The sequence below is a fragment of the Burkholderia sp. Se-20378 genome (assembly GCF_017104665.1).
GTDB classification, from domain to species: Bacteria; Pseudomonadota; Gammaproteobacteria; order Burkholderiales; family Burkholderiaceae; genus Burkholderia; species Burkholderia lata.
Map to the genome: position 1 here is coordinate 1 of NZ_JAAGPG010000271.1, position 11,191 is coordinate 11,191.

Here is an 11,191-nt window from a genome sequence, read left to right on the forward strand (position 1 = left end):
TGGCTGGCTGGACGAGCTGCGCGAACCGCCCGCGCTGCGCCCTTACGCGTCACTCGACGACGTCGCGGCGCGCCTGACCAAGACCAATCCGCGGCTCGACCCGCGCCGTGCGGCGTTCCTCGCCGCGCACTGGTCGAAGCGCGGCGACGACGGCCAGTACCACCTGCTGGCCGACCCGGCGCACAAGATGCCGGGGCCGCAGCTGTACCGGCTCGACGAAGTGATGGCCACCTGGACGCAGGTGCGTGCGAAGGTGCTGCACGTCGAGGCCGTCAATTCGCCGACGCTGGCGCACATCGCCGGCGACATCCCGCTGCCGGAATTCAAGGCGCGTTTCAATGCGTTCCCCGACTGGCGCGAGAAGCTCGTCGAGGATGCCGGCCACATGGTGCATCACGACCAGCCCGAGCAGATCGCGGCGCTGATCGAGGCGTTCTGCGCGTAAGCGCGCGGCGGCAGCGGCGGGGCAGGCGGGCGGCGCATTGCCGCGTTGCAGTAGAATGAAGCCTTACCTGCCATGCCGACAATGAACGCTGATCTCCACTGCCATTCGAATGTTTCCGACGGGTTGCTGTCGCCTGCCGACGTCGCGCGCCGCGCCCATGCCGGCGGCGTGACCCTGTGGGCGCTGACCGACCACGACGAGATCGGCGGCCAGGCAGCGGCGCGCAGCGAAGCGGAAGCGCTCGGCATGCGCTACCTGAGCGGCGTCGAGATTTCGGTTACGTGGGCGTCGCGCACCGTGCACATCGTCGGCCTGAATGTCGATCCCGCGAACCAGGTGCTCGTCGACGGCCTGTACCGCACGCGTCACGGCCGCGCGGCGCGCGCGGTGGCGATCGGCGAGCAGCTCGCCACGCTCGGCATTCCCGGTGCGTACGAAGGCGCGCTGAAGTACGTGTCGAATCCCGACCTGATCTCGCGCACGCACTTCGCCCGCTTTCTCGTCGAGAACGGTCACGCCACGTCGACGTCCGATGTGTTCGATCGCATGCTCGGCGACGGCAAGCCCGGGTTCGTCCCGCACCGCTGGGCGACGCTGCCCGACGCCGTCGCGTGGATTCGGGCGGCCGGCGGCGAAGCCGTGGTCGCGCATCCGGGCCGTTACCGCTATACGCCCGTCGAATTCGACGCGTTCTTCGGCGAGTTCATCGATCTGGGCGGCCGCGCGATCGAGGTCGTCACGGGCAGCCACACCCCCGACCAGTACCGCGAATACGCGGACGTCGCACGCCGCTTCGGTTTCGAAGCGTCGCGCGGCTCGGATTTCCATGCGCCAGGCGAGGGCCGTGTCGAGCTCGGCAGCCTGCCGCCGTTGCCGCCCGACCTGACACCGGTCTGGGAGCGCTGGCTCTGACACCGGGCGGCGGCCTGCCGTCCGCGTTGCTGCCGGCCGCGCGCATCCGACTTCTCCCCCTTTAAGTCCCCCCATGTCCCAGTTCTTCAGGATTCACCCGGATAATCCGCAGCCGCGCCTGATCAAGCAGGCCGTGGAAATCGTCAGCAAGGGCGGCGTGATCGCGATGCCGACCGATTCGAGCTATGCGCTCGCGTGCCATCTCGACGACAAGGACGCGGTCGAACGCGTGCGCCGGATTCGCGGCCTCGACGAGAGGCAGCACCTGTCGCTGCTCGTGCGCGACCTGTCGGAGCTCGCCAACTTCGCGATGGTCGACAACCGCCAGTACCGGCAGATCAAGTCGGTGACGCCGGGCCCGTACGTCTTCATCCTGCAGGCCACGAAGGAAGTGCCGCGCCGGCTGTCGCACCCGTCGCGCAAGACGATCGGGCTGCGCGTGCCCGATCACGCGATTACGCTCGCGTTGCTGGAATCGCTCGGCCAGCCGCTGCTCGGCACGACGCTGATCCTGCCGCCGGACGACGAGCCGCTCAACGATCCCGAAGAAATCCGCGAACGGCTCGAGAAACAGGTCGACCTCGTGATCGACGGCGGCGCATGCTCGCGCGAACCGTCGACGGTGATCGACCTGACCGGCGAAGAACCCGAGCTCGTGCGTGCGGGGCGCGGCGCGCTCGAACCGTTCGGGCTCTCGGCGGCGTAAGCGCGCCGTTCCATTTTTTGCGCGAGTGCGCTTGTTACAATAACGCGATATGGATGCTTCCCTGATACAGACCATCGCCGTCTACGCGCTGCCCGTGATCTTCGCGATCACGTTGCACGAGGCCGCGCACGGCTACGCCGCGCGCCTGCTCGGCGACAACACCGCCTACGTGATGGGGCGCGTGTCGTTCAATCCGATGCGCCACATCGATCCGCTCGGCACGATCGCGATCCCGCTCGCGATGTATTTCCTGACGGGCGGCGCGTTCCTGTTCGGCTATGCGAAGCCGGTGCCGGTATCGTTCGGCAACCTGCGCAATCCGCGCTGGGGCAGCCTGTGGGTCTCGCTCGCGGGCCCGGCCTGCAACTTCGTGCAGGCGCTGATCTGGGGCCTGGTGACCCTTGTGCTGCCCGCCGTCGGCATCGACGAGCCGTTCTTCACGCGGATGGCGTTTGCCGGCGTCAGCGCGAACCTCGTGCTCGGCGTGCTGAACCTGTTTCCGCTGCCGCCGCTCGACGGCGGTCGCATCCTGGCGGCGCTGCTGCCGACGAAACAATCGATCGCGCTGTCGCGGATCGAGCCGTACGGTTTCATCATCGTCCTCGTGCTGGTCATGACGGGCGTGCTGACGAACTTCTGGCTGCGCCCGCTCGTCAACGTCGGCTATGCCGTCCTGAGCGCCATCCTGTCCCCATTCGCCTCGCTTCTCTAACGACAATCATGTTCCCTGAACGTATTTTCTCCGGCATGCGACCTACCGGGTCGCTGCACCTCGGTCACTACCACGGCGTGCTGAAAAACTGGGTGAAGCTGCAGTCCGAGTACCCGTGCTTCTTCTGCGTCGTCGACTGGCATGCGCTGACGACGCACTACGAGACTCCCGAGGTCATCGAGAAGAACGTGTGGGACGTGCTGATCGACTGGCTCGCCTCCGGCATCGATCCGGCGCAGGCCACGCTGTTCATCCAGAGCAAGGTGCCCGAGCATGCCGAACTCGCGCTGCTGCTCGGCATGAGCACGCCGCTCGGCTGGCTCGAACGCGTGCCGACCTACAAGGAGCAGATGGAGAAGCTGAAGGACAAGGACCTGTCGACCTACGGCTTCCTCGGCTACCCGGTGCTGATGGCGGCCGACATCCTGCTGTATCGCGGTTCGCTCGTGCCGGTCGGTGAAGACCAGGTGCCGCACGTCGAGATGACGCGCGAGATCGCACGCCGCTTCAACTACCTGTACGGCCGCGAGCCGGGCTTCGAGGAGAAGGCGCTCGATGCCGCGAAGAAGCTCGGCGGCAAGCGTGCGAAGCTCTATCACGAGCTGCGCAATGCGTATCAGCAGGAGGGCGACGACGAGGCGCTCGAACAGGCGCGCGCGATGCTGCAGGAATCGCAGAGCCTGTCGATGAGCGACCGCGAGCGCCTGTTCGGCTATCTCGAAGGTGCGCGCAAGATCATCCTGGTCGAGCCGCAGGCGCTCCTGACCGAAGCATCGCGGATGCCGGGCCTCGACGGGCAGAAGATGTCCAAGTCGTACGGCAACACGATCGGCCTGCGTGAAGACGCCGAGACGATCACGAAGAAGGTCCGCACGATGCCGACCGATCCCGCGCGCGTGCGCCGCACCGATCCGGGCGATCCCGACAAGTGCCCGGTGTGGCAGCTGCACCAGGTCTATACCGACGAAGCAACGCACGACTGGGTGCAGAAGGGCTGCCGCTCGGCGGGCATCGGCTGCCTCGACTGCAAGCAGCCGGTCGTCGAAGGCATCCTGCGCGAACAGCAGCCGATGCTCGAGCGTGCGCAGAAGTACATGGACGATCCGTCGCTGCTGCGCGCGATCGTCGCGGACGGTTGCGACAAGGCGCGCAAGTACGCGACGGAAACGATGCGCGACGTGCGCGACGCGATGGGCCTGTCGTACAACTGATCGACCGCATGAACGCATCCGTCATGACCGCCGCGGGCGGCCACGTCGCCCAGGCCGAGCCGTCGCGCTGGGTCGCGCAATGGTCGCGGCTCGTGCCGCCAGGCGGCGCGGTGCTGGATGTCGCTGCGGGCGGCGGCCGCCATGCGCGCTGGTTCGCGTCGCGCGGGCATCCGGTCGTCGCACTCGACCGCGACCCGGCTGCACTGGCCGCATTGCGTGCGATGCCGGGCGTCGATGCCCGCGCCGCCGATCTCGAAGGCGCGCCGTGGCCGCTGCCGGACGGCGAGCGGTTCTCGGCCGTGATCGTCACGAATTATCTGCATCGTCCGCTCTGGCCCCATCTGCTCGATGCGGTGGCGCCGGGTGGCGTGCTCATCTACGAAACCTTCGCGCAAGGAAACGAAACGGTCGGGAAGCCGTCCAACCCCGCGTTCCTGCTCGCCCCGGGCGAGCTGCTGGACGCCGTGCACGGCCGCCTGCGGGTGGTCGCGTACGAGGACGGGTTCGTCGCCGCGCCGCGCGAGGCGTTCGTCCAGCGTCTCTGCGCAGTGCGCGAGGGCGCGACCCCGAAGGCGGGGGCGGGAATTCCACGTTACGAACTGCCCGGCTAATCCGCTACAATCTCAACGTTTACCGGTACATACTCTCAATCGCGTTTCATGGCTAACGGCACCCAAGACGGCATTCAAATCCGCGGCAGCATCCCCGCGATCGTCACCCCGATGCTCGAAGACGGCAGTCTCGACCTGCCGGCGTTTCGCAAACTGATCGACTGGCATATCGCGGAAGGCACCGATGCGCTCGTCGTGGTCGGTACGAGCGGCGAGTCGGCAACGCTCAACGTCGAAGAGCACATCCTGATGATCCGCACGGCGGTCGAGCATGCGGCGAAACGCATCCCGATCATCGCGGGCGCGGGCGGCAACTCGACCGCCGAGGCGATCGAGCTGACGAAGCACGCGAAGGCTGTCGGCGCGGACGCGACGCTGCAGGTCGTGCCGTACTACAACAAGCCGACGCAGGAAGGCATGTACCGTCACTTCAAGACGATCGCCGAAGCGGTCGATCTCCCGGTGATCCTGTACAACGTGCCGGGTCGCACGGTCGCCGACATGGCGAACGAGACGACGCTGCGCCTCGCGGACGTGCCGGGCATCATCGGCGTGAAGGAAGCGACCGGCAACATCGATCGCGCCGCGCACCTGATCAAGGCCGCGCCGAAGCATTTCGCGATCTACAGCGGCGACGATCCGACTGCGATCGCGCTGATGCTGCTGGGCGGCCACGGCAACATCTCGGTGACGGCGAACGTCGCACCGCGTGCGATGAGCGATCTGTGCCGCGCGGCGCTGGCCGGCGACGTACAGACGGCTCGCGCGCTGCATATGAAGCTGCTGTCGCTGCACAAGAACCTGTTCATCGAGGCGAACCCGATTCCGGTGAAGTGGGCGCTGCAGGCGATGGGCAAGATGCAGGGCGGCATCCGGCTGCCGCTCACGGCGCTCGACGAGCGCTGCCACGAAGCCGTGCGTTCGGCCCTCGTCGAGGCCGGCGTCCTCGCCTGATGCCGAGGCGGCCGCGTCCTGCGGCCGCCGGCTCGAACCCTGATCAACCCGCACCGGCCGGCTCCGTCCGGCGCCGCTCCTGACGAGCGTTCTAGCAAGACGAAGGATTTCATGAAACGTTTCGCCTTTTCCTCTCGCGCCATCCAGATGTCGGTGGTGGCGCTGGCGCTGGGCGCGCTCGCCGGCTGCGATACGCTGAACGACTACCTGGCCCCTGACCGGGTCAACTACAAGAACACCGGTTCGGCGCCGCCGCTCGCCGTGCCGAGCGACCTGAAGCCGGTGCCGACGACGCAGCAGTTCGTTGCGCCGCCGAGCAACGCCGGCCTCGGCACGCTGCCGCCGCGGGTCACGACGCAGGCTGGCAATGCGACCGACGGCATCCCGAGCGCGCAGGATCCGCTGGGCATGCACATCGAGCGCGACGGCGACCGCCGCTGGCTCGTCGTCGATGGCCGCACGCCCGAGCAGCTGTGGCCGATCCTGAAGGAGTTCTGGCAGGAGAACGGCTTCTCGCTGAAGACCGACGCGCCGTCGACGGGCATCATGGCCACCGACTGGGCTGAAAACCGCGCGAACATTCCCGACGACTGGTTCCGCCGCACGATCGGCAAGGTCATCGATTTCGCGTACTCGTCCGGCACGCGCGACCGCTTCCGTACGCTCGTGAACCGTACGTCGGACGGCAACACCGACATCTCGATCACGCACAGCGCGATGGAAGAAATGATGGTCGGCCCGCAGGGCGGCACGTCGTCGCGCTGGGAAGAGCGTCCGCGCAACCCGGTGCTCGAAGCCGTATTCCTGTCGAAGCTGATGCAGAAGTTCGGCCTGACCGATGCGCAGGCGAAGCAACTGCTGACCGATGCACATCCCGCGACGGCGCCGACGCAGGTCAGCGACACGAGCAGCGGCGGGGCGACGCTGCAACTGGCCGAGTCGTTCGACCGCGCATGGCTGCGTGTGGGCCTGGCGCTCGACCGCACCAACTTCGCGGTCGACAATCGCGATCGCGAGAAGGGTGTGTACACCGTGCGCTATGCGAACACGATGGAAGAACTCAAGCGCGACGGCCTGTTCGGCAAGCTGTTCTACGGCGGCCCGTCGGCCGCGAAGCCGGGCAAGGAATTCCTGGTCAACGTGCGCGCACAGGGCAATGGCAGCACGCAGGTTGCGGTGGTCGGCGCAAACGGCCAGGTCGACAACTCGTCGGACGCGCAGCGGATCATTTCGCTGCTCCACGCGCAGCTGAACTGAGCGCGTGCGATTCTCCAGCCTCGGAAGCGGCAGCGAAGGCAACGCGCTGGTCGTCGAGGCCTCGAGCGGCACGACGACCACCCGCGTGCTGCTCGACTGCGGCTTTTCCGCCAAGGAGGTCGAGCGCCGGCTCGGCCGACTGAATCTCTGCATCGGCGATCTCGATGCGATCCTCATCACCCACGAACACAGCGACCACGTCGGCAGTGCGCTGACGCTCGCCCGGCGCGGATCGCTGCCGCTCTACATGAGCTGGGGCACCGCGCGCGCGGTCGGCGCCGACGAGGCCGATGTCGATCTCCACGTGCTGTGGGGCGACGAGACGGCCGCGATACGCGATCTGGCGGTGATGCCCTATACGGTCCCTCACGACGCGCGTGAACCGCTCCAGTTCGTCTTTATGGACGGCGCCAGCCGGCTCGGCGTGCTGACGGACGTCGGGATGGCCACGCCGCACATCACGACCGTCCTGAGCGGCTGCGACGCGCTGGTGCTCGAATCCAACCACGACACCGCGATGCTGGCCTCGAGCCGCTATCCGCAGTCGCTGAAGGCGCGTATCGGCGGCAACCACGGCCACCTGAGCAATGACGCCGCGGCAGACATCCTCGCGTCGCTTGAACGCAGCCGCCTCCAGCACCTGGTCGCGGCGCACCTGAGCCAGCAGAACAACCTGCCGGAACTGGTCCGCCAGGCGTTTGGCGGCGTACTGGGGACGAGCGGGGAGGAAGTGGTCGTGGCCACGCAGGAAGCGGGCTTCGACTGGCTGGCGCTCGGATGAGCGGGGCAGGGCCGCTGCGGCGGCCCGGTGCGACTGCCGCGCGACAGGCGCGAAAACGACAGACGTAAAAAAACCGGCCCTCAGGCCGGTTTTTTTTCAGCTGACGCTGAGGCTTACTGGCTTGCGCCCGAAGCCGGAGCAGCCGTCGCTGCCGAAGCAGCCGACGCCACTGCAGCAGCAGCGTCGCTCGCAGCAGCCGTTGCCGACGAAGCAGCAGCCGAAGCGTCGCTCGCAGCACCAGCAACTGCCGAAGCAGCCGTCGAAGCAGCAGCAGCCGCGTCGCTTGCAGCCGACGAAGCAGCTTGATCAGCGCTCTTGTTGCAAGCAGCCAGTGCAACAGCAGCCAACAGGGAAGCTACGAGGAGGGATTTCTTCATGATCACGTCCTTTTATGGTTAAAGGTAAGCAACAGCGCGAAACAATACCGGTAATGTGCTCCAACACCGACCTGGGCCGCTGGTGGAGATGCACTTCTAGAGCGTGAATCTTCCCTACGGCTTGGGCGGAAATTATATGCACTTTCCTATCGACCGTCGACAAATGCGGGGTCAATACGTTGTCTTTCCCATACAGAATTTGATCCGTACGGGCATACGGGGCGACTCACACTAATTCCGGTTTCCGACCCGTATCCAGCCCGCACGATACCACTCGTGCAATAAGGCTGTCATGGAGGGAGCCCGGGATAGTGTTACAAACCGTTTCGCCTCCATCTGGCGTTGATTGGCCAGTTCGGGCAGCCATTCGCTGGCTTGCTCGAGCGGTCCTTCTTCACCATTAATGAAGTACGAGCGCGCGTTATACATCAATGCGGCCCTTCTGTCGAGACACACGCCACGACGTGACGCTTGCGCGACGAACGCGGCCTCGGACAGCGGACGCGCGGGCGGGTCGAAAACGACGTTCGGTTTGGGCTCGCTCAGGTAGCAGCCGAGGAACTCGGCGACGTCCCGCTTGCGCCAGCGGATCGCGTCCACGATCTCGGCCACGCGCTCGACCATCGCCGGAGGCAGCTGCGCGGGCGTGTCGACGGCCGGCTGCTTCGGATCGCGGTAAAGGTCGTCGCCGCCCCCGTCGCGCAGGCCGCCACGCTCCGCGAGATAGTACAGGAACTGGGCGCCCAGCTCGCCGGCGGACGGGGCCCGGAAGCCGATCGAGCAGGTCATGCATTCGCCTTCGGCGACGCCGTCGTGCGCGATGTGCGGCGGCAGGTAGAGCATGTCGCCGGGTTCCAGCACCCATTCGTCGCTCGGCTCGAAGTTTTCGAGGATCTTCAGCGGTACGTCCGGCTGCAGCGACAGATCCTTCTGCGCACCGACGCGCCAGCGGCGCCGGCCTTCGACCTGCAGCAGGAATACGTCGTATGAGTCGAAGTGCGGGCCGACGCCGCCGCCGTCCGTCGCATAGGAGATCATCAGGTCGTCCAGACGCGCGTCGGGAATGAAGCGGAAGCGGTCGAGCAGCGCGCGCGCGGCATCGACGTGCAGGTCGAGCCCCTGCACGAGCAGGGTCCAGGCCTTGCGCGTGACGGCCGGCAGCGAGCCGGGCTCGAACGGGCCGTGCTCAAGTTGCCACTTGTTACGAAAATGGGTGATCAGTCGCGATTCCGCGTCATAGTCCGCTGCGAGCTCGAACAGCGCGTCGCGCGAGACTGGTGACGCGACGCCGGGGATCGCCTGGCGGATCAGGAGCGGCTTCTTCTGCCAGTAGCCGCGCATGAATTGCGCCGGCGTAAGACCGCCGAGCAGCGGTGTGGGAAGATCGGAAGGCGGCGCGCCGAACGGGGCGGCAGCGGCATCCCGCGGTTCGGCTTGAGACCGGTTGCGCATCGTATAATGAGACTTGTATTTGGGAGAATTGGATGAAAATCGCAAAAAACACCGTCGTGTCGGTCACTTACAAGCTGTCGGATGCACAGGGCAATCTGATCGAGGAAAGCGACGAGCCGATGGTTTATCTGCACGGCGGCTATGATGGCACGTTCCCCAAGATCGAGGAACAGCTCGACGGCCATGAGCCGGGCTACGAGGCGCAGGTTCAGCTCGAGCCGCAGGACGCATTCGGCGACTACGATCCCGAACTCGTGAAGATCGAGCCGCGCGATCGTTTCCCCGAGCCGCTCGAAGTGGGCATGCAGTTCGAAGGCACGCCGGAAGACGGCGACGAGGAAGTCGACTCGCTGATCTACACGGTCACCGACATCGCCGAAGACAAGGTCGTGCTCGACGGCAACCACCCGCTGGCAGGCATGGCGCTGCGTTTCGCGCTCACCGTGAAGGACGTTCGCGAAGCCACCGAAGACGAAATCGAGCATGAGCACGCACATGGTGCGGAAGGGCTCGAGATCGTCGACGAGGACGAAGACGAAGACGGCGAAGCACCGTCAGGGCGTACCCTGCACTGAGCTCGCAGTGCAGGCCGGGTGCCGGCCCCGATGAAGGGGCCGACGCCGGCCACGACGCGCCGCCCGGTGCGGCGCTGTCACCCTGCAATGGCGGCGCGACCGACGACGAGTCGGGCAGCGCCGGCAACGCAGGGATTTCCGGCATCTGTGGCAGTGGCACATCGTCGCGCGGCACGAGCGGCAGCGCGGGCGGCACGGGCAGGTTCTTCGGCACCTCCTGCAGGCTCACGTTGAAGATCGTCTGCCGTGAAGGTGATACGCTCACCTTGACCCACTGATTCGTCGGATGGCGCGGTCCGATCGCGACCCGCGTCACGTTTCCTACCAGTTCACCGTCGTCTGCTCGCAGCGGACGGTCGATCAGAAAGCCGCTCGCAAGCGGTTCGCCGCTCGCGTGCATCACGAGTATCGGGCCGCGGAACGTCGCCGCCGCCTTCACCAGCGTTCGTTTCAACTCACGGAAGCCGTCGCGCACGCGCGGCCGGTTGAAACGCAGCCATGCGAAGCGTTCCGCGCGTTCATAGCGTTCGAACTGCGGATCGCCTTCGAACATCACCACCATCGCGCGTGCCTCGCGCCGCTTCGCATATTCGGCCGCGTGGTCGATCCAGAAACCGTTCGCGATGATGCGGTCCTCGAATTCGCCGTTGCGGCCGCCGGCCGTCAGGTAGTGGTTGTTCGGCGCCGGCGCGTTGAGCGCGACGTAGACGATGTCGTCGCGCATCCAGCGGGCGTTTTCCCGATACGGCCGGAACCGTGCGACTTCGCTTTCCCGCGTGATCTGCAGGGCGCCGGGGTCGGGCAGCGCCGAATCGGCGAGCAGCGTCTGCCGCAGGAAGTCGAGCCGCTCGACCGGATCGTAGCCGCCGCCGGCCGCGGTGTTGCACGTGACCCAGTCGTCGTGGCCGGGAATGAATACGAGCGGCACGCGTGCCGCATCCAGGATCGCGCCGCGCTGCGCATACAGCGCATCGCGGCACGCTTCCTTCGAACCCTTGAGATCGCCCGCATAGACGACGAACGCGAGGTTGCGCTCGCGCGCGATCGCATCGAGCAGCCGCTGGGCGGCCGGTTCGTCCGCAGGGGCGTTGATCACACCCGACATGACCGCGAACGAGTAGGGCGTGGTGCTGCGCTTCGGCGGCGCGGCCAGCGCGGTAGCCTGCGCGAGCGCCAGCACGGCTGCGACGAGCGCGGC

Annotated in this window: 13 protein-coding genes and 1 pseudogene; 11 read left to right on the forward strand and 3 right to left on the reverse strand. The window is 66.6% G+C overall.

Features of this window, described 5'->3' with window-relative positions; translation table 11 throughout:
* The 10 genes from G3N93_RS24415 to G3N93_RS24460 form a co-directional block, all read left to right on the forward strand.
* Nucleotides 1-445: alpha/beta fold hydrolase (locus G3N93_RS24415; RefSeq protein WP_374196510.1), on the forward strand; the 445-nt coding region annotated here is incomplete at its 5' end.
* A gap of 81 nt (nt 446-526) precedes the next feature.
* On the forward strand, nt 527-1,357 hold the full coding sequence (locus G3N93_RS24420) for a 3',5'-nucleoside bisphosphate phosphatase (protein ID WP_041493101.1): 831 nt from the start codon (nt 527-529) through the stop codon (nt 1,355-1,357).
* A 73-nt stretch (nt 1,358-1,430) separates the two neighbouring features.
* Nucleotides 1,431-2,063 carry an L-threonylcarbamoyladenylate synthase gene (locus tag G3N93_RS24425; protein ID WP_206134142.1) on the forward strand — a complete coding sequence of 211 codons (633 nt, stop codon included), beginning with the start codon at nt 1,431-1,433 and terminating at the stop codon, nt 2,061-2,063.
* Between the two features lie 49 nt (nt 2,064-2,112).
* Nucleotides 2,113-2,775, forward strand: coding sequence for a site-2 protease family protein (locus G3N93_RS24430; RefSeq protein WP_174943336.1), 663 nt, complete (start codon nt 2,113-2,115; stop codon nt 2,773-2,775).
* An 8-nt stretch (nt 2,776-2,783) separates the two neighbouring features.
* The gene (locus tag G3N93_RS24435; protein WP_011352534.1) at nt 2,784-3,986 is read left to right on the forward strand and encodes a tryptophan--tRNA ligase; all 1,203 of its coding nucleotides are present in this window, start codon (nt 2,784-2,786) and stop codon (nt 3,984-3,986) included.
* 8 nt (nt 3,987-3,994) lie between these two features.
* Nucleotides 3,995-4,597, forward strand: coding sequence for a bifunctional 2-polyprenyl-6-hydroxyphenol methylase/3-demethylubiquinol 3-O-methyltransferase UbiG (locus G3N93_RS24440; protein WP_206122515.1), 603 nt, complete (start codon nt 3,995-3,997; stop codon nt 4,595-4,597).
* A gap of 48 nt (nt 4,598-4,645) precedes the next feature.
* On the forward strand, nt 4,646-5,551 hold the full coding sequence (gene dapA, locus G3N93_RS24445; RefSeq protein WP_089445923.1) for a 4-hydroxy-tetrahydrodipicolinate synthase: 906 nt from the start codon (nt 4,646-4,648) through the stop codon (nt 5,549-5,551).
* 111 nt (nt 5,552-5,662) lie between these two features.
* Nucleotides 5,663-6,808 carry an outer membrane protein assembly factor BamC gene (gene bamC / locus G3N93_RS24450; protein WP_174941896.1) on the forward strand — a complete coding sequence of 382 codons (1,146 nt, stop codon included), beginning with the start codon at nt 5,663-5,665 and terminating at the stop codon, nt 6,806-6,808.
* Between the two features lie 4 nt (nt 6,809-6,812).
* Nucleotides 6,813-7,589 carry an MBL fold metallo-hydrolase gene (locus G3N93_RS24455; RefSeq protein ID WP_206122516.1) on the forward strand — a complete coding sequence of 259 codons (777 nt, stop codon included), beginning with the start codon at nt 6,813-6,815 and terminating at the stop codon, nt 7,587-7,589.
* 27 nt (nt 7,590-7,616) lie between these two features.
* Complete coding sequence (locus G3N93_RS24460; RefSeq protein ID WP_206122517.1) at nt 7,617-7,895, forward strand: hypothetical protein; 279 nt, start codon at nt 7,617-7,619, stop codon at nt 7,893-7,895.
* Here G3N93_RS24460 and G3N93_RS42270 read toward each other — a convergent pair whose 3' ends face one another.
* Together G3N93_RS42270 and G3N93_RS24465 are read right to left on the reverse strand one after the other, a co-directional pair.
* Nucleotides 7,896-8,141, reverse strand: a complete 246-nt coding sequence (locus G3N93_RS42270; protein ID WP_075122947.1) for a hypothetical protein — start codon at nt 8,139-8,141, stop codon at nt 7,896-7,898.
* A 56-nt stretch (nt 8,142-8,197) separates the two neighbouring features.
* Nucleotides 8,198-9,418 (reverse strand): cupin domain-containing protein, encoded by a 1,221-nt coding sequence (locus tag G3N93_RS24465; RefSeq protein ID WP_174986983.1) that lies wholly within the window; start codon nt 9,416-9,418, stop codon nt 8,198-8,200.
* Between the two features lie 32 nt (nt 9,419-9,450).
* Between G3N93_RS24465 and G3N93_RS24470 the strand changes: the two genes are divergently transcribed.
* Nucleotides 9,451-9,993, forward strand: a complete 543-nt coding sequence (locus G3N93_RS24470; protein ID WP_027786990.1) for a peptidylprolyl isomerase — start codon at nt 9,451-9,453, stop codon at nt 9,991-9,993.
* Here the strand turns inward: G3N93_RS24470 and G3N93_RS24475 are convergent.
* Nucleotides 9,973-11,191: pseudogene (locus tag G3N93_RS24475) on the reverse strand (hypothetical protein); the annotation flags it as partial. The gene G3N93_RS24470 and the pseudogene G3N93_RS24475 overlap by 21 nt on opposite strands.

Coding starts and splice junctions, on each gene's coding strand:
- G3N93_RS24420 (WP_041493101.1), top strand. CDS start 527: ATGAACGCTGATCTCCACTGCCATTCGAATGTTTCCGACGGGTTGCTG.
- G3N93_RS24425 (WP_206134142.1), top strand. CDS start 1,431: ATGTCCCAGTTCTTCAGGATTCACCCGGATAATCCGCAGCCGCGCCTG.
- G3N93_RS24430 (WP_174943336.1), top strand. CDS start 2,113: ATGGATGCTTCCCTGATACAGACCATCGCCGTCTACGCGCTGCCCGTG.
- G3N93_RS24435 (WP_011352534.1), top strand. CDS start 2,784: ATGTTCCCTGAACGTATTTTCTCCGGCATGCGACCTACCGGGTCGCTG.
- G3N93_RS24440 (WP_206122515.1), top strand. CDS start 3,995: ATGAACGCATCCGTCATGACCGCCGCGGGCGGCCACGTCGCCCAGGCC.
- dapA (WP_089445923.1), top strand. CDS start 4,646: ATGGCTAACGGCACCCAAGACGGCATTCAAATCCGCGGCAGCATCCCC.
- bamC (WP_174941896.1), top strand. CDS start 5,663: ATGAAACGTTTCGCCTTTTCCTCTCGCGCCATCCAGATGTCGGTGGTG.
- G3N93_RS24465 (WP_174986983.1), bottom strand. CDS start 9,418: ATGCGCAACCGGTCTCAAGCCGAACCGCGGGATGCCGCTGCCGCCCCG.
- G3N93_RS24470 (WP_027786990.1), top strand. CDS start 9,451: ATGAAAATCGCAAAAAACACCGTCGTGTCGGTCACTTACAAGCTGTCG.